This is a genomic window from Streptomyces sp. NPDC055078 (assembly GCF_053607985.1).
The window spans coordinates 1-17,475 of the sequence record NZ_JBSGUP010000100.1; the positions used below are offsets into that span (position 1 = coordinate 1).

The 17,475-nt window shown below is 71.4% G+C and carries 16 protein-coding genes and 2 pseudogenes; 9 read left to right on the forward strand and 9 right to left on the reverse strand.

What is annotated here, in order from left to right; genetic code table 11:
• From ACWF94_RS11745 to ACWF94_RS11770, 6 genes and pseudogenes are all read left to right on the forward strand, one after another.
• A pseudogene (locus tag ACWF94_RS11745) lies at positions 1-548 on the forward strand (hypothetical protein); the annotation flags it as partial.
• Between the two features lie 98 nt (positions 549-646).
• A complete protein-coding gene (locus ACWF94_RS11750; RefSeq protein ID WP_453487178.1) occupies positions 647-1,414 on the forward strand; it encodes an SDR family NAD(P)-dependent oxidoreductase in 768 nt (255 codons plus the stop codon).
• Positions 1,415-1,420: 6 nt separating this feature from the next.
• The gene (locus ACWF94_RS11755) at positions 1,421-2,263 is read left to right on the forward strand and encodes an SDR family NAD(P)-dependent oxidoreductase (RefSeq protein WP_453487179.1); all 843 of its coding nucleotides are present in this window, start codon (positions 1,421-1,423) and stop codon (positions 2,261-2,263) included.
• A gap of 61 nt (positions 2,264-2,324) precedes the next feature.
• On the forward strand, positions 2,325-3,902 hold the full coding sequence (locus ACWF94_RS11760; RefSeq protein ID WP_453487180.1) for a long-chain-fatty-acid--CoA ligase: 1,578 nt from the start codon (positions 2,325-2,327) through the stop codon (positions 3,900-3,902).
• Between the two features lie 96 nt (positions 3,903-3,998).
• Positions 3,999-5,183, forward strand: a complete 1,185-nt coding sequence (locus tag ACWF94_RS11765) for a thiolase family protein (RefSeq protein ID WP_453487181.1) — start codon at positions 3,999-4,001, stop codon at positions 5,181-5,183.
• Positions 5,132-5,338 (forward strand): annotated as a pseudogene (locus tag ACWF94_RS11770) (acyl-CoA dehydrogenase family protein); the annotation flags it as partial. The gene ACWF94_RS11765 and the pseudogene ACWF94_RS11770, both read left to right, overlap by 52 nt.
• A 170-nt stretch (positions 5,339-5,508) precedes the next feature.
• Here the strand turns inward: ACWF94_RS11770 and ACWF94_RS11775 are convergent.
• Positions 5,509-6,096 carry a TetR/AcrR family transcriptional regulator gene (locus tag ACWF94_RS11775; protein WP_453487182.1) on the reverse strand — a complete coding sequence of 196 codons (588 nt, stop codon included), beginning with the start codon at positions 6,094-6,096 and terminating at the stop codon, positions 5,509-5,511.
• Positions 6,097-6,405: 309 nt separating this feature from the next.
• Between ACWF94_RS11775 and ACWF94_RS11780 the strand changes: the two genes are divergently transcribed.
• Both ACWF94_RS11780 and ACWF94_RS11785 read left to right on the forward strand, forming a co-directional pair.
• Entirely contained in the window at positions 6,406-7,854 is a 1,449-nt protein-coding gene (locus ACWF94_RS11780; RefSeq protein ID WP_453487183.1) for an APC family permease, read from the forward strand.
• A 157-nt stretch (positions 7,855-8,011) separates the two neighbouring features.
• Entirely contained in the window at positions 8,012-8,470 is a 459-nt protein-coding gene (locus ACWF94_RS11785; RefSeq protein WP_453487184.1) for a nuclear transport factor 2 family protein, read from the forward strand.
• A 72-nt stretch (positions 8,471-8,542) separates the two neighbouring features.
• On the opposite strand, the gene ACWF94_RS11790 is transcribed toward ACWF94_RS11785, so the two are convergent.
• Positions 8,543-8,923 (reverse strand): winged helix-turn-helix transcriptional regulator, encoded by a 381-nt coding sequence (locus ACWF94_RS11790; RefSeq protein WP_453487185.1) that lies wholly within the window; start codon positions 8,921-8,923, stop codon positions 8,543-8,545.
• A gap of 127 nt (positions 8,924-9,050) precedes the next feature.
• Between ACWF94_RS11790 and ACWF94_RS11795 the strand changes: the two genes are divergently transcribed.
• Positions 9,051-9,458: a RidA family protein gene (locus ACWF94_RS11795; RefSeq protein WP_453487186.1), complete on the forward strand. Its 408-nt coding sequence runs from the start codon at positions 9,051-9,053 to the stop codon at positions 9,456-9,458.
• 27 nt (positions 9,459-9,485) lie between these two features.
• On the opposite strand, the gene ACWF94_RS11800 is transcribed toward ACWF94_RS11795, so the two are convergent.
• The 7 genes from ACWF94_RS11800 to ACWF94_RS11830 form a co-directional block, all read right to left on the reverse strand.
• On the reverse strand, positions 9,486-11,318 hold the full coding sequence (locus tag ACWF94_RS11800) for an MOSC domain-containing protein (protein WP_453487187.1): 1,833 nt from the start codon (positions 11,316-11,318) through the stop codon (positions 9,486-9,488).
• 43 nt (positions 11,319-11,361) lie between these two features.
• The gene (locus ACWF94_RS11805; protein ID WP_453487188.1) at positions 11,362-12,486 is read right to left on the reverse strand and encodes a C45 family autoproteolytic acyltransferase/hydolase; all 1,125 of its coding nucleotides are present in this window, start codon (positions 12,484-12,486) and stop codon (positions 11,362-11,364) included.
• Positions 12,483-13,544 carry a P1 family peptidase gene (locus tag ACWF94_RS11810; RefSeq protein ID WP_453487189.1) on the reverse strand — a complete coding sequence of 354 codons (1,062 nt, stop codon included), beginning with the start codon at positions 13,542-13,544 and terminating at the stop codon, positions 12,483-12,485. The genes ACWF94_RS11805 and ACWF94_RS11810 overlap by 4 nt, the downstream gene beginning before the upstream one ends.
• Positions 13,541-14,314, reverse strand: coding sequence for an ATP-binding cassette domain-containing protein (locus tag ACWF94_RS11815; protein ID WP_453487190.1), 774 nt, complete (start codon positions 14,312-14,314; stop codon positions 13,541-13,543). Before ACWF94_RS11815 ends, ACWF94_RS11810 begins: the two co-directional genes overlap by 4 nt.
• The gene (locus ACWF94_RS11820) at positions 14,311-15,378 is read right to left on the reverse strand and encodes an ABC transporter ATP-binding protein (RefSeq protein WP_453487191.1); all 1,068 of its coding nucleotides are present in this window, start codon (positions 15,376-15,378) and stop codon (positions 14,311-14,313) included. The genes ACWF94_RS11815 and ACWF94_RS11820 overlap by 4 nt, the downstream gene beginning before the upstream one ends.
• Complete coding sequence (locus ACWF94_RS11825; RefSeq protein WP_453487192.1) at positions 15,375-16,271, reverse strand: ABC transporter permease; 897 nt, start codon at positions 16,269-16,271, stop codon at positions 15,375-15,377. Before ACWF94_RS11825 ends, ACWF94_RS11820 begins: the two co-directional genes overlap by 4 nt.
• Positions 16,268-17,475 (reverse strand): ABC transporter permease subunit (locus ACWF94_RS11830; protein ID WP_453487193.1); only part of this gene is annotated, 1,208 nt, incomplete at its 5' end. The genes ACWF94_RS11825 and ACWF94_RS11830, both read right to left, overlap by 4 nt.

The window sequence follows — 17,475 nt, forward strand, 5'->3', positions numbered from 1 at the left end:
CCCACCCCATCGTCAACGACCAGGTCATCCATTACCTGCAGCACGGCGACCTCACCCCGAAGCCCGATGTCGCGCGGCTCGACGGCGGCGACGTCGTCTTCGCCGACGGCACGCGCGAGCAGGTCGATCTGGTCGTGCTGGCCACCGGATACGAGTACAAGGTCCCATTCGTGGACGAATCGCTGTTCGAGTGGCGGAGCGGTCACCCGCAGCTCTACCTGAACATCTTCAACCGTACGGTCGACTCGCTGTACGTGGTGGGGTTCATCGAGTTCGCCGACGCCGCCTACCACCGGTTCGAGGAGATGGCGCAGCTCGTGGCGATGGATCTGACCCTCAAGGGAGCCGACAAGTCGACGTTCTCGGAGCTGAAGCGCACCCACCGGCCGAATCTGCGCGGCGATGTGCAGTACATCGACACACCTCGCAACGCCAACTACGTCCAGACACAGGTGTATCAGGCGGTGCTGGCCGAGATCCGCGACCGGTTCGGAGTGGCAGATCTCCGGAAGCGGTTCGACGCGGACGAGCGTGTCCCGGCGCTCTGACTCCCGGGCCGGCCCGCGGGCCCGGCCCGGGCCCGCCCGTCCGGGTCAGGCCCTGCCGTCGCCCGGCCCCATCGTCCGGAACAGGAGAACCGACCACCATGGGCACCTTTGATCACAAGGTCTGCGTCGTCACCGGCGCCGCGTCCGGTATCGGCAGCGCCACGGCCTCGCTCCTCGCCCGTGAGGGCGGCCGGGTGGTACTCGCCGATCTCAGCGACGCGAGCGCCTCCGCGGACGCCGTCGGCGGGACGTTCATCAGGACCGACGTCGGTGACGCCACGAGTGTGGAGCACCTCTTCGCCGAGGTCACCGCGCGCCACGGCCGTGTCGATGTGGTCGTCAACAACGCGGGCGTCATGGCCGAGACCGAGATCGACCGGGTGGGACCCGAGGACCTGAGGCGGCATATCGACGTCAACACCTGGGGCGTGCTGCTGGGCATCAAGTACGGCGCACGGGTCATGCCCGAGGGCTCGGCCATCGTCAACACCGCTTCGATGGCCGGATACATCGGTCTCAGCGGCTACGGACCCTACGCCGCCTCCAAGGCCGCGGTCATCGCCCTGACCCGGGTCGCGGCCATCGAGTACGGCGCTCGCGGCATCCGTGTCAACTGTGTCTGCCCCAGCTCGGTCGAGACGCCCATGCTCCGAGCCCAGGAGAACGGCGACCTGGAGCGCGAGATCAGCAGACTCGCCTCACCTCTCGGATCGACGATCACCGCCGGACAGGTCGCCGCCGTCATCGCCTTCCTGGCCTCGCCTGCCTCGTCCGCGATCACCGGACAGGCCATCAACGTCGACGCCGGTATGTCGGCGGGCTACTCCGACCAACTACTCGAAACCGTCTCGACAATCACCAGGTAGGCGACCATGGGAACGCTCCAGGGACAGACAGCACTCGTCACCGGCGCCGGCCGCGCCCGGGGCATGGGCCGGGCCATCGCCCTGCGCCTGGCCGAAGCCGGAGCCGACGTCGCGGTGGCGGACCTCGCCCGCCCGGTGCCCGAACTCGATGTGGCGGGTATCGGCATCGGGAACAGCCCCGCCGAACTGGAGGAGACCGCCGAACTGATCCGGCGTCTCGGACGCAGGAGCATCGCCGTGGCCATCGACATCTCGAAGGCCGACAGCGCCCGCGAAGGCGTCAGGACCGCCGCGGCGGAACTGGGCGACATCGGCATCCTGGTGAACAACGCCGGCACCGCCGTGGGCGTGACCGCCTTCGAGGACATCAGCGACGCCGACTGGGAGACCTCATGGCGGGTCAATGTCCTCGGGACGGTGAACATGACCCGTGCGGTCCTGCCCGCCATGAAGTCGGCCCGGCGGGGATCCATCATCAACGTCGCCTCGACGCTCGGCGTCGCCGCCCTGCCCGAGTACGGCACCTATGTCGTCACCAAGCACGCCGTCGTCGGTCTCACCAGGCTCCTGTCCCAGGAACTCGCCGCACACGGCATCCGCACCAACGCGGTCGCACCCGGCTACATCGTGACGGACATGGGCAGGGCCGAACAGGCCAAGATCGCCGCCGCGATGTCGGTGAGCGTCGACGAGGCGGTCGAGGCCATCGTCGGCGACATCCCGGTCGGCCGGCTCGGCGCTCCCGCCGATGTGGCCGAGGTCATCGCCTGGCTCGCCGACCCTGCCTCGTCCTTCATGAACGGCGCCGTCGTACCGGTCCACGGCGGACAGATCCCCGGATTCAGTTGAGCCACGTCCGTCAGACAGCCGGCGACCAGATCACCGGCGAACCGGAAAGCACCCACCCGATATGACCAGCCTCGCAACGTTCCTAGAGCATTCGGCCGAGCGGTATCCCGACCGCACGGCGATCGTCCACGGCGCCACCCGGCTGACGTACGCGCAGGTCGACGCCGCGGCGAACCAGGTGGCGAACCTGCTCGTCTCACGCGGGATCCAGCCGGGCGACAGGGTCGCGCTGTCGTGCCCCAATCTGCCGTGCTTCACGGTCGTCTACTACGGAATCCTCAAGGCCGGTGCCGTCATCGTGCCGCTCAACGTCCTGCTGAAGGGCCGGGAGGTGGCCTACCATCTGGCGGATTCCGGCGCCAGGATGCTCTTCGCCTACGGGGGTGCGGGCGGCGGCCTGCCGACCGGCGAGGCGGCGTGGGAGGGCTTCCGGGACACCGGGTCCTGCACCGAGTTCTTCCTCATCGAGCCCGACACCGGCCCGGCCGGCCCGGCGGCGGCGCCGGTGGGGGCTCTGGTGGAGGCGGAGTACCTCGGGCCCTCCCTGGCCGAGCAGCCGACGGCGTTCGAGACGGTCCGGGCCGATGACGACGACACGGCGGTCATCCTCTACACCTCGGGCACCACGGGCCGGCCCAAGGGCGCGGAGCTTCGGCACCGCAATATGCGCGACAACGCGCTGACGGCCGAGGCGGTCTTCGGTGTCGACGCGAGCCGCCCCGACACCTTCCTGTGCGCCCTGCCGCTGTTCCACTCCTTCGGTCAGACCGTCGTCCAGAACACCGCTCTCGCGTACGGCGGCACCATGGTCATGCTGCCGCGCTTCGACGCCAGGGCCGCACTCGACCTGATGCTGTCGAACCGGGTGACGTTCTTCGCCGGCGTCCCGACGATGTACTGGCGCCTGCTGGGCGCACTCGGCGACGGGGTGGACGTCGCCTCGATCGCCGGGAACCTGCGGGTCGCGGTCTCCGGCGGCTCGGCCCTGCCGGTCGGCATCCACCGTGAGGTCGAACAGCGCCTCGGGGTCACGATCCTTGAGGGCTACGGGCTGTCGGAGACCTCTCCGATCGCGTCGTTCGGGGTATGGGGCGAGGAGCCCCGGATCGGCTCGGTCGGCACACCGGTCCCGGGCGTCGAGATGAAGCTCGTGAACGACGACTGGACCGATGTGCCCGAAGGCCCGGACGCGATCGGCGAGATCGCGATCAAGGGACACAATGTGTTCAAGGGCTACCACGGGCGGCCCGAGGCCACCGCGGAGGCGGTCCGGGACGGCTGGTTCCGCTCCGGCGACCTCGCCAGGAAGGACTCGGACGGTTTCTACTACGTCGTCGACCGCTCCAAGGACATGATCATCCGCGGCGGTTACAACGTGTACCCGCGCGAGCTGGAAGAAGTGCTGATCACCCACCCGGGTGTCTCGCTCGTGGCGGTGGTCGGATTCCCGCACGAGTCCCACGGCGAGGAGATCAAGGCCGTCGTCGTCAGGAAGCCCGGTGCCGCGCTGACCGAGGGTGAACTCATCGCGTGGGGCAAGGCACAGTTCGCGTCCTACAAGTACCCGCGCGTCGTCGAGTTCCGTGAAGCGCTGCCGATGAACGCCACCGGAAAGATCCTCAAGCGCGAGATCCGCTGAGCCTGCCCCGGTCTGCCCGGTCTGCCGTGAGCCCGCCGCTCCCCCGCTCGTTCGCCCGTCCGCCCGTTGTCGGAAACTCCTTGAAAGGTGGTTGTCGTGAGTGCACAGGAGCCGATCGTCGTTGTCGAGGGAGCGCGAACGCCGACCGGCGCATTCCTCGGCGCGCTCAAGGACGTACCCGCCCATGAACTGGGCGCCTCGGCGGCACGCGCCGCCCTTGAGCGCGCGGGCGTGGATGCGGCGGACATCGGGGAAGTGGTCATGGGGTGCATCGGCCAGGTCGGCGCCGACGCGTTCAACGCGAGAAGAGTCGCGCTCGGCGCGGGCCTGCCGGCGAAGACCCCCGCGTACACGGTCAACCGGCTCTGCGGCTCCGGCTTGCAGGCCATCTGGTCGGCCGCCATGCAGATGCGCTGGGGCGGGGTCGACCTGGCGCTGGCGGGCGGTGACGAGTCCATGAGCCGTATGCCGTTCTACGACTTCACCCCGCGCGGCAGCACACGCCTCGGCGACCGGAAGCTGGTGGACGGCACCGTGCTGATGCTCACCGACCCGTTCGACCACGTGCACATGGGGATCACCGCCGAGAACGTCGCCGCGAGGTACCGCGTGACACGCGGCGAACAGGACGAGTTCGCGTTGCTCTCCCAGCGGAAGGCGGCGCGCGAGCCGGCCCGCGCCGCGTTCGCGGAGGAGATCGTCGCCGTCGGGAGCGGCGGTCGTGCTCCGAAGACCGTGGCGCATGACGAACACCCCCGGCCGGATACGACACTGGAGGGTCTCGGCCGGCTGCGGCCGGCGTTCCAGGAGGGCGGCACGGTGACGGCGGGCAACGCCTCCGGGATCAACGACGGTGCCGCCGCCGTCGTACTGGCGACCGGCGCGGCCGTACGCGAGCGTGGTCTCAAGGGGCTGGCGACGCTGGAGGCGGTCGCGACCGCCGCGGTCGAGCCGGGTCTCATGGGCTACGCCCCGGTCGCGGCGCTGGCCAGGCTGTTCGAGCGGACGGGGACTTCCCCCTCCAGCATCGACACGTTCGAGGTCAATGAGGCGTTCGCCGCCCAGGCGGTCGCCGTGATCCGCGACGCCAGACTCGACCCCGAGCGGGTCAATCCCTATGGCGGTGCCATCGCGCTGGGCCACCCGGTCGGTGCCACGGGCGCGATCCTCTCCCTGCGGGTGGCGAAGGACCTGGTACGCCGCGACCTCGAAACGGGCGTCGTCACCATGTGCATCGGCGGTGGTCAGGCCCTGGCCGCCCTGTTCAGAAGGGCCGCCTGACGGGGCGCGCTCGCTACGACGAGGACCACGACGGCTTCCGGGCGTCCGTACGGTCGTTCCGCCAGCGGGAGGTCTGGCCCGCCGCCGAGGAGTTCGCCGACGCGCGCGCCGTGCCGCGATCGGTGTGGCCGGCGGCGGGACGGCAGGGCTCTCCGGGGCCGGAGGTCACCAGGTCTGGGCCGGCTGCAACGAACCCAGGAAAGAGATCATCGGCCGCGATCTCGCCCGGTGACCGCGCCCGGGTCCTGCGGGCCGGATCTCCGGCCGGTCCGCAAGGCCCTCCCGGAGGCGCTGAGGCAGTGAGGCACTGCGGCCGCTCGCGCCGTCAGGGCGCCGGTCGCGCCAGGCTCGCGAGCGCGCGGGCGAAGGCGTCGATCGACGCACGGGTGGAGTCGATGTCGCCGTCGGCCAGCCAGTGCAGCATCGAGCCGTCGATCATCGACGAGAACATCCGGGCCAGCGGCTGCATGGGGGTTTCCCAGGTGATCCCGGCGCGCTCCGCCACGAACTCCAGATAGACCCTGGCCTGGCGGTCGTAGTCCTGGTATTCCGTGGCCGCCATCGCCGGATCGGCGGACCGCAGGGCATAGAGGACGAGGTCGTAGCCGATCAGTTCTTCCTGCGGGTGGGCGCTGCCGACACTCAGGAACGCGTTCAGTCCGGCCGTAAGGTTCTCTATCAGCGGCCTGCTGTCGTCCCAGTCCGCGACCGCTGTATCGACCATGTCCTTGACATGGCTCTTCATCAGCTCTGCGAGCAGATGGTCCTTTGAGTCGAAGCAGTAGTGAAAAGTCCCGCGAGGCATTCCCGCCTCGTCGGTGATGGCGCGCGTCGTGGTGTTCGCGATGCCGTCCTGGCCGATCACTTTGGCCGCCGCCGCCAGCAGGAGCCGCCTGCGTTCCGCCAGTGTCATTCGGGCCACTGCATACGCCTCTCATCAGCTCCGACCTTCTTGGGCAAACGCCCAAGACCGACCGTAGCACGCCCGCCGGAGACCGGGTGCGGACCCCTTTCCACTGGCCGGTTCCGCGCCGGAGGCCGCCCCCTGACCGGCGTGCCGCATTTTATAGGGCCTTTGCCTGGGGCTCTTGACTAGGGCGAGCGCCCTAGTAGTGTGTGGCCCACCTCACGTGCGGTCGCCGCCGGCGTTCGAGCCGGCCGCGACGCCGCACAGTGAATCCGATGCGACGCAGGAGAACCCGCACTCAAGGAGATATGCGCAATGGCAGCAATAGGCGATCCCCCGGCAAAGGCATCCGATACGCGTGAGGAGGCCGCGCTGCTCCACCGCGGACTCGGTGTCGGCTCGATCGTGTTCATGGTGGTCGCGGCCGTGGCACCGCTGGGCGCGACATCCGTGGTCCTCCCGACGGTGTTCGCCCTCAGCGGCAACGCCACCGCACCGACGTATTTCCTCGGCGCGGCGGTCATTCTCTGTCTGTTCGCCGTCGGCTTCACCCTGATGAGCAAGTACGTGAAGAATGCCGGCGCCTTCTACTCCTACGTCCAGGCCGGTCTGGGAAAGATCACGGGAGCAGGCACGGCGTCGCTCGCGCTCGCGTCCTACACGGTTCTCCTGATCAGTCTCTACGCCTACTTCGGCACCGCGGCGTCCGCCGCACTCGACAGCTATCTCGATATCACGGTCGAGTGGTGGATTCTCGCCTTCGCCGCCCTCGCCGCCGTCGCCCTCCTCGGCTACCGCGATATCGAGGTGAGCGCCAAGGTCCTCGGCGCCGTCCTCGTCCTCGAAGTGGTCGTCATCCTCGTCATCGGCGTGGCCATCGTGCTGCGCGGCGGCGAGTCGGGACTGTCCGCGGCGCCCCTCAACCCGGCCCAGATGCTCGACGGAGCGCCCGGGCTCGGCTTGATGTTCGCGTTCTTCGCGTTCTTCGGATTCGAGGCGACCGCGGTGTTCCGCAGCGAGGCGGCGGAACCGGACCGGACCGTCCCACGGGCCACCTATATCGCGGTGATCTCCATCGGGGTGCTCTACGCGTTCACTTCCTGGACGCAGGCCGTCGGCGCCGGGTCACAGCGCGTGGCGGAAGTCGCCGCCGCCGACCCGGCGGGGCTGATGCCGAATCTGTCGGCCCAGTATGTGGCGCCGCTGATGAAGGACATCGTCCAGATCCTCCTGGTGACCAGCATCTTCGCGTGTGCGCTCTCCTTCCACAATGTGGTGGCGCGCTACCAGTTCAACCTCGCCAACGCGGGCCTGCTGCCGACCTCGCTCTGCGAGGTGCACCCCCGGCACCGCGCACCGTCCCGGTCGTCGTTCGTCGTGACCGCGCTGACCGTCGTCGTGCTCGGCGCGCTCACCGTGGCCGGACTGGATCCGGTCACCGAGATCTACACCTGGCTCTCCGGCTCGGCGTCGCTGGGCATCATCGTGCTGATGGCGCTCACCAGCCTCTCGGCCATCGTCTTCCACCAGCGCGGCCGGCGGAACGACCCCATCTGGAACTCGACCATCGCACCGGTCCTCGCCCTGGTGGGCCTCTGTCTGGTCCTGTACCTGGTGATCGACAACTTCGAGCTGCTCGTCGGCAGCCGCGCCGCCGCCGTGACGGTCGGTGTCGCCATCGTCGTGTGCTTCGCCTTCGGCGCGGTGGTGGCCGCCGTCACCAAGGCGCGCAGACCCGAGGTCTACGGGAAGATGCTGAACTGACCCTCCACCGGGATCCATCCGTATCGCGGCCGGTCAGGGGCGGCACCGGCCGCCCATGACCTCCGGGGTAATCGACCGGTCCCCCCTCCCCCGGCAGGATCGCACCCCTCGGCGGAAACCCCCGCCGGAATCCGGCCGCAGCCGCGAGGAGAGCGCCATGTCCGACACGTCGCCCGTCACCACCGCGGGTCCCGCCACCACCGCGGGTTCCGTCGCCGACGCCACCCGGGCCGTCGTACGGGAGTTCCTCGCCGCCCGGCTGGCCGGGGAGACCGGGCGGCTCGTCGCGCTCTTCGCCGACGAGGTCGACTGGCAGCTCGCCGAGAACCCCGCCGTCCCGTGGATCCGCCCCCGGTCCACCGCCGCCGAATGCGCCGCACAGTTCACCGAGCTGATGGAGCACACCGTGCCCGAGGACGCGCGCGCCACCGTCGACGCCTTCCTGGTCGACGGCACCGACGCGGTCCTGACGGGGCAGGTGTCGGGGACGGTACGCGCGACGGGCAAGTCCTTCGAGGGGCCTTTCGCGCTGCGCCTGACCGTCGAGAACGGCCGGATCACCCGGCACCACCTCTACGAGAACAGCCTGTCGATCGCCGAAGCCTGCACCCCGTGACGACAGGACGGCGCCGCCCCGGGCAGCCCCCGGGGCGCCCGTTCCGGCCGGCGCGAAAGGGTCCGGGCGGCGTCAGGCGTCGAAGCGGCGGCGGGCGTCCTCGATCTGACCGAGGTACCGGTGGGTCCAGGCGCACATTCCGCCCACCGCCGCCCGCAGCGCCCGGCCCGACTCGGTGAGGGTGTACTCGACCCGTGGCGGCACGGTGGGGTGCACGGCCCGGTCGACCAGGCCGTTGCGCTCCAGCATGCGCAGGTTCTGGGTGAGCATCTTGTGGCTGATGCCCTCGATGCCCCCGCGCAGCTCACTGAAGCGCAGGGTGCCCGCACCGAGTGTCTCGATGATGAGAAACGCCCACTTGTTGGCGATGTCCGAAAAGATCTCCCGCGCCAGGGAGTCCGCGCGCGTCAGATCCGCTTCGTCGAGTGAGCCATCGGCCTGCTTGGTCACCATCAGGTTCCCCAGTCACTGAAAAGTGCGTTCTTCCATGTCAGCCGCCACTCTCCTACGGTTCCCGAGTAACCACAAGAGACCGGGGGCAGCAGGCCCCCGGGCGCCCATGGACAAGGAGGCGGGCAGTATGGCCATTACCCTGGTCGATCCCCGCGGACTGCCGAAGGTCGGTGCCTACCGGCAGGTGTCGATCGCGACCGGTTCCCGGCAGGTCTTCATCGCCGGGCAGGTCGCCGTCGACGCCGACGGGGCCGTCGTCGGTACGGGCGACCTCGCCGCCCAGGTCGAGCAGAGCTACCTCAACATCGGCACCGCGCTCGCCGGGGCGGGTGCCTCCTTCGACGATGTGGCGAAGCTGACCGTCTACGTCGTCGACTGGACTCCCGACAAGATGCCCCTGCTCCTGGAGGGGATCTCCCGGGCGGCGGCGAAGCTGGGAGTCACCCCGCTCGCGCCGGGCACGCTGCTGGGCGTCGCGGCGCTGGCCGCGCCCGACCATCTGGTCGAGGTGGAGGCCGTCGCGGTCCTCGACTGACGGGTCCCGGGCTCACGCGTCGTGACCTCACGCCCGCACGGTCACATCCCCCTTCGGCACCGCACAGCACAGCAGCGCCTGTCCGGGAGCCACGGGCACCGCGGGAGTGATCAGGTGGTGGACCTCGCCGGTGACGCGCTGGCGGCAGCTGCCGCAGCCGCCCGAGCGGCAGGCCGACGGCAGGTCGAGTCCGGCGGACTCTGCGAGGTCGAGCAGGGTGCCATCGGCCGCCGACCAGACGGCCCGGATGCCCGCGACGGAGAAGTCGACCGTGAACGGGCCGGGCAGCGGTGGCGGCAGTTCCTCCAGCGGTATCTCACCGGGGGTGAAGAACAGTTCGTCGGAGATGGCGTCGTCCGGCACCCCCGCCGCGACGAGCGCCTCCCGTACGCCCTGTACGAAACCGCGGGGGCCGCACAGATACACCTCGGTGGAAGCGGCCGGTTCGGCCAGCGCGGCCACCTCGGCCGGGGACGGCCGCCCCCTGAGGGCGCCGTCGGGCAGCGGTGCGCCGGGGTCGGGTGCGCTCACATACAGCCGGTGGGACGAGTTCGGCAGCTTCACGAGGAGCCCGGTCACCTCCTCCCACAGCGGAGTCTCGGCGGTGGTGCGGACCACGTTGAGCACGGTCACCGCCCGCTTGGGGTTCTCCTCGACCAGGTGCCGCAGCACCGGCAGCACGGGGGTGACGCCGATGCCCGCGCAGGCGAGCAACAGCGGCCGGGCACTGTCCGGGGCGGTCAGTTCGTCACCGTACGGGCCGGACACCAGCACCCGGCTCCCGGTCGGCAGCGTGTGCAGCAGGGGCGACACCCGGCCGTCGTCCACCCGCTTCACACTGATCCGCATACCGGTCGGCGAGGAGCCGGTGACGGTGTAGCAGCGCCACATCGGCGGCCCCGCGCCGTCGGTGAGGTGCACCCGCAGATGCTGCCCCGGACGGCACCGGGCTCCGGCCGGGTCGCGGAAGGTGAGGCTGGACACGGTGGGGCTCTCGGCCGTACGGGCGGCCAGCTCGGCCGGGCGGGGCCACCCCGGGTCGATGGCGGGCAGGGTGGCCGGGTCCACCAGCGGGCCGAGATCGGTCAGCGCGTCGCCGGGGGCGACCGTACCGCCGCGTACGACGCGGGCGTACACACCGCAGCACAGATGCCCGTACCGGGAGGCCAGCAGGACCGGCACGGGGAGGTTCCGCCGCCCGGTGCCGGGTTCGACGGTCGTGGCGCGACACCTTTCCGTGGTCTGGACGATCTCCAGCTCGGCGTCCCCGAGCCGGACGCGATGGCCCAGCAGGCCGAACTCCTGCCAGGCGCCGAGCCCCGACACATACAGATTGGCGCGGAATCTGCGCCGGTCCACCGGCCGCCCGGAGACGGCCGCCAGATCGTCCAGGCTGTCGAGATTGATGAGGGAGACCGCCGCGTCGGGCCAGTCCCACAGGGGCGTCCCCGGCCCTCTCAGCCGTACGGCTCCCCGCGGGCCCGCCGGGAACCAGTCGCCCAGCTCCGCGTCGGCGCGCGCCGGACCGGCCGGGCGGGGGCGGCCGTCGGCGCCGGTCACGATCTCGGCCGAACGGCCGTCCGGCGCGGTGATCCGCAGGACACCGTCTCCCCCGCCCGCCGGTTCCCCGACCACCGTCACGTCGTAGCGCGCGAGTTCGGCGTTCCGCAGCAGTCGCAGGAATGCCACGCTGTCGAGCCAGCCGCCGTCCTCCCCGGCCTCGACGGTGCCGTTGAGCACGCCGCAGACGCGGTCCATCGGCAGTCCCCGGCCCGGGACCAGGGTGACATCGGGCAGGGTGTGCCCGGGGAAGCCCTTCACCGGATAGCGGGCGATTTCAGTCAGCCGGGCCTGGGACATGGCCGAGGAGCCTTTCGTTGAGTCGGCGAGGAGAATCAGGAGGTCAGAACCACTGCCAGGCGTCGGCCCCGGCCGTGCACGGTCCGCCGCTGTGATACCGGAGCCGCCCGGCCACGAAGTCCAGGCTGACGGTCAGCAGGGTGCTCCACTGCTGATGGGACGGCAGTCCTGGCTGGGGATGACAGCAGATCGGCGCGCCGTCCGCCTCGTGCGACAGCATCAGTTCGGTCCAGCGCCGCGGGTCGTCGTCCTTCAGCAGTGCCTGTCGCGCCATGAGTCTGCGGTGGCGGGGGAAGGTGCTGGCGGTCGGGGCCGCCTGCTCGCCCCCGGCCAGCACCGGGTCCAGGAAGTGATTGGTGTGGACGAGCACACCGTCGGAGTCCGGCCGGATCAGCGCCGTGCCGGCGGGGCTCAGCTCCACACACCCGGCGTCGCCGCGCCCGCCGTCGTGGGCGACGACGGTCAGCACCGTGGACGCGGAGACCGCCGCCGATGCGGCGATGTCCCGGGCTTCGGCGACCGTGGTGGCCTCCTCCAGTACCCGCCGCGCCACCAGGTGCACCGGCACCCCGATGCCCGCGCCGTCGTCGCGGTGGCTGAGGATGTTGAAGTGCAGCCCCAGTCCCCCGGAGTTGAGCCCGATCTTGGCGAGGATGCCCGCCTCGGTGAAGGTGCGCACCGTGCGCCCCGACTCCGTGCGCAGCGCGGCCAGGGTCCTGGCGTCCGCGAACTCCGCGTGCCAGTCCCAGGTCTGGATGGTGTGCGGCGCTCCGCCGCCGCCGACCCAGACCGCCGTCGAGCACTCGCCCTCCGCGGTGGCGCCGACGGTGGCGAGGACCTCGGTGCGCGCGTTCAGCAGACCGATGTGCCAGGGTTCGGTCTCCGCGCCCGCCGCCGTCCCGATCAGCTCCCGGTGCAGCCGGGGTGCCCACCGCTCGGTCGCCGCCAGGGCCGCTTCCCCGTACGGCCGCAGGTCGGCGGGATCCACCCGTACGGCCGTGAACAGGTCCCGGTACGCGGTGAGACCGGCGCGGATCCGCTCGCGGAAGGCCCGGCCGGTGGTACGGCCGCGCCGCCAGGGGTCGGTCTCGTCGACGGTGAGGTGCGGGAGGGGACGCGGGGTGACGGTGGTGTCCCGTCCCGCCCGGCCGGTTTCGGCAGGGATCACAGGGCGCTGCTCAGGATCGCGTCCCACATGACCTCGGAGGCGACCGCGCCGAGCCCGACGGATGTCAGGGCGTGCGCGCCGAGCCGCGAAGGGGAGGAGGGGAGTTCGACCTCGTCGGTGGTGAGGGTGAACAGGGTGTCCCCGTCCATGTTGGTGTGGAAGGGCTGGATGCCCCGGTGCATGGAGCTGTGCACCTGGCGGCCGAACATTCTCAGCTCCTTGTCCCCGAGGCGGACATTGGTGATCACCACGGAGATGGTGGTGTTGCCCGCCGCGGTGGCGGGCGCGGCCCCCGTGTCGGCGAACGCGGCCTCGTAGTCCAGCGCCGGGAGCCGGCGGGTGCCGGTGGCGCTGTCGTAGTTGCCCCGGACCACGGTGCCGTTCCGGTCGACGATCACACCGACGGCGTTGACGACGGTCGCGGCGAGGATCCTGATGTCGCCGAGCCGGCGGAACGCCGCGCCCTGGCCCGCGAATTCGCAGCGGCCCTGGTCGACCTTGCCGACCGAGGCGCTGATGCCCCCGCCGCAGCGGCCGACCGGGAAGGCGCCGTGTGCGGCGTTGCGCAGGGCGGCGGCGCCGAGGGCCGCGTCGGGGACGACCGAGTTGTCGCGGGCGGCGAAGTCGTAGACGATCGCGCCGCTGGCGAGCTTGAGGTCGCTCCAGCCGACCCGGTTCTCGTTGCTCCGCAGCAACTCCTCGTTGACCCCGGCGGTGGCGGCCAGGCCGTACAGCGAACCGCCCGCGAGACAGACCGCGTGGGTGTACTGCTTGTCGCTGGAGAGCAGGCCGATCGCGCCGCCGCGCTCGTCGATGGACATCCGGGCGCCCGCCGGTACATGGATGACGGTCGCGCCGGTGGGGCCCTCGGCGTACTGGGCGGTGCCGACCTCGACTCCGGGGAAGTCGTACGACACGGACTCGCGGCCGGGGCTCGGGCGGGGCACGAGGGGGCGGCCGAAGTCCGCGTTGCCCTTGCCGGGGCCGCTCGGTTCGGCGACCGAGACCAGCCGGGGGCCTTCCGGGTGCAGGGCGGCGGGGGGTGTGGCGGTGGTCATAGCGTCTCCAGGAGTTGCTGTGAGTAGGGGTGTGCGGGCTTGGCGTAGAAGCTCTGTGTCTCCGCCAGTTCGACCACGGATCCGCTGCGCATCACCGCGATGCGGTGGGCCAGATAGCGGACCGCGGCCAGGTCGTGGGAGATGAACAGCGCCCCGAAGCCGTGTTCGGCCTGAAGGTCGTGGATCAGATTGAGGATCTGTGCCTGGACGGAGACGTCCAGGGCGCTCACCGCCTCGTCGAAGACGACGAACTTCGGGCGGGTGACCAGCGACCGGGCGATGGCGACCCGCTGGCGCTGCCCGCCGGACAGTTCGTGCGGCAGCCGGTCCGCGAAGGTGCCGCCGAGGCCGACCCGGTCGAGTATCCGCAGGGCGGCGGGTGCGTGGGAGCGCAGCCGCCCGCCGGACACCGCGGCCAGCGGTTCGGCCACCGACTCGGCGACGGTCAGCCGGGGGTTGAGGGACCAGTGCGGATTCTGCAGTACGGCCTGGAGGGCGCCGGCCCGCTTCCCGGGGGAGCCGAAGGGCGCGCCGAGGAAGCGTACGGTGCCGGTGGTGGGGGTCCGCAGCCCGAGGGCGACCGAGCCGGTGGTCGACTTGCCCGAGCCGGACTCGCCGACCAGGCCGAGGGTCTCACCGGCCGCGACGCCGAAGCTGATCGCGTCCATGGCCTTGAGGGCCCGCCGGGCCCGGCCGCGGCCCGAGGTGAAGACGACGGAGACGTCGTCGAGTTCGAGTACCGGTGGGCCGGCGGTGTCCGGAATACTCATCGGGCCGCCTCCGCGGTGCGTTCGGCCGGCGGTCCGGCCGGGTCGGCCGCCGCGGGGGCGGGGTGGTGGCAGGCGACGGTGCGCGCGGCTTCGGTGCGCGGCGGTGGACGTTCGCTCAGACACACCTCGGTGGCCCGGTCGCACCGGGCGGCGAACGGACAGCCGTCGGTGTCCGAGCCCGCGGTGGGCGGTCCGCCGGCGATGGTCCGCAGCCGCTGTCCGATCGTCGCGCGGGCCGGGTCGGTGGCGGCCAGCGCGGCGGTGTACGGATGCTTCGGCGCGGCCAGCACCCCGGCCGCCGGGCCCTCCTCGACCACCCGGCCCCCGTACATCACCACGATCCGCTCGCACCAGCGGGCGACTCCGCCGAGGTCGTGGCTGAGCCACAGCACCGTGGTGCCGTGCTCGGCGGCCAGTGAGAAGAGCAGCTTCAGGACCTCCTGCCGCACCTGGCTGTCCAGGGCGGCGGTGGGCTCGTCCGCGATCAGCAGATCGGGTTCGCGGGCCATGACCATGGCGACGGCGACGCGCTGGGCCATCCCGCCCGAGATCTCGTGGGGGTAGAGCCGCAGCACCCGTTCCGGGTCGTGGATCAGCACCCGGTCGAGCATCGCGCACAGTTCGGCGCTTCCCGGCCGGCGGGCGGCGGTACGGCCTCCCGAGCGCAGCGCGAGCCGCAGCTGGCGGCCGATCCGCAGCGTGGGGTCGAGCGAGCCGACGGGGTCCTGGGCGATCAGGCCCAGCCGTTCGCGGCGCAGCCGGGCGATCCGGTCCGGGGGGAGATCCAGTACGGATTCGCCGTCCAGCAGGACCCGGCCGCGCGGGTAGCGGGTACCGTCCGGCAGCAGCCGGCCGATGAGCAGTCCCAGGGTGGACTTGCCCGAACCGCTCTCACCGACGATGCCGACGCGTTCCCCTCGGGCGACCGAGAGATCGATGCCGTCGAGGGCGCGGACGGTGCGCCGGGCGGTGTGGTACTCGGCGACGACGTCCTCGACCAGGACCAGCGGTGCGCCTTCGGGATGCGAGGGGTTGGTGGCGGATGGAGGGGTACCGGCGGTCATGTCAGGGACCTCGTCTCCCGGGGTTCGAAACGGTCTCGGAGGCTGTCGCCGATGAGATTGATCGACACGATCGCCAGGACCAGCACCACACCGGGCGCTATGACCAGCCAGGGGGCGTTGACCATGTAGAGGGTGCCCTCCTGGATCAGCAGGCCGAGGGAGGCGTCGGGGAGCTGGACGCCGTAGCCGAGGAAGCCGAGCCCGCCCTCGACGAGGATCCCGACGGACAGGGCGTAGGTTCCGTGGACGGCGATGGTGCCGGACACATTGGCGAGGATGTGCCGCCGCATGACGGTCACGGCCGGTACACCGCTGATCCTGGCGGCCACCACGAAGTCGCGCCGGGCGACGGAGCGGGCCGCCGTGCCGACCATCCGGGTCATCAGCGGCACGGTCACCAGCACGATGCTGGCGAGGGCGGCGGTCCGGCCGGGGCCGATGACGGCGGCGACCAGGACGGCGAGCACGATCGCGGGGAAGGAGTAGAGGACTTCGCCCAGCCGCATGATGAGTCCGGCCGTGCGCCCGCCCCGGTAGCCGGCGACGATCCCGAGCGCGGTGCTGATCACCGCCGTGCACAGGACGGCCAGCGACGACAGCAGCAGGGTGGTGCCGATGCCCTGGAGCAGCCGGGGCAGGACCGAGCGGCCGAGGTTGTCGGTGCCCAGCGGGTGGTCACCGCCCGGCGGGGTCAGCCGCGCCCCTACCGTCGCCTGAGGCGAGCCCGCGAGATCGGTGAGATGGCCGATCGCGGTGGCCGTGACGAGCAGGACCAGCAGCCATACCGCGCAGCGGAACAGCGGGTCGAATCCCCTCATGGCCACCAGCCGGCGGATTCCGCCCCGGTCACCGCTCCCGGCGGGCGGGATCGTGTGGATCCGTTCGGTGCTCATGACGTGCCCTCCCCGCCCGCGGCGGCGATCCGGGGGTCGATCATCGAGCTGATGAGGTCCACCAGCAGATTGGTCACGATGAAGACGGCCGCCGCGAGGAGCACCCCCGCCTGGATGATCGCGTAGTCGCGCCGGTCGAGACCCTCCAGCAGATACGAGCCGAGGCCCGGCAGATTGAACAGGCGCTCCACGATGACGGTGCCCCCGAGGAGATAGGCGGTCAGCGTGGCGACCAGGGTCAGGACCGGGACCGACGCGTTGCGCAGGATGTGGTGCCGCACGATGAATCCCTTCGGTTCGCCGCGCGCCACCGCGGCGGCGATGTGCGGCTCGACCAGGACACCGAGGACGGCGTCGCGTGCGGTGCGCGCGGTGACGGCGATGCAGAACACCGACAGGACGGCGGCCGGCAGGATCAGCGACCGGATCGAGCCGGCCGGGTCCTGTGACCACGGGACCGGGTCCCCGACGGTGAGGCCGAGGCTGTAGCGGGTGAAGAGGAACACCACCACGCTGCCGAGCACGAACTCGGGCACGCTCATCCCGATGCCGCTGAGCAGCCGTCCGGCCGTCGCGCCCCGGCCACTGCCGCTGCCGCGGGTGCCGGTCCAGACGCCCAGCGGGATGCCGATGAGGACGACCAGCGCCAGGGCGATGGCGGTGAGGGTGACGGTGACGGGCAGCCGGGTGGCGAGTTCGGAGCTGACCGGGGTGCGGCTGGCCATGGCGGTGCCGAAGTCGCCCTGGGCGGCGTTCAGCAGCCAGTACCCGTACTGCTCCACCACCGGCCGGTCCAGGCCGAACTTCTCGGCCGCGGAGGCTTTCGCCTCCGGGGTGGCGAGCGGGCCGAGCACCATGTCGGAGTAGCTGCCGGGCATGGCGCGCACGGCCGCGAAGATCAGTACGGAGACGCCGAACAGGGTGACGGCGGCGGCGGTCAGTCTGCCGAGGAGCCAGCGGGCGGGGCCCAGGAGCCGCCGTACCGCGCGGGGCGGCGGGGCGGCTGTGTCGGCGCCCGGCCCGGCGGCCTTCGGGGTGCCGGCGCCCGGCCCGGCGGCCTTCGGGGTGCCGGCGCCCGGCCCGGCGTCCGACCCGGCGTCCGTCGGGGTGTCGGTGGAGGCGTCGCCGTCCGTCGGAGTGCCGGTGGAGACGTCGCCGTCCGTCGGAGTGCCGGTGGAGACGTCGCCGTCCGTCGGAGTGCCGG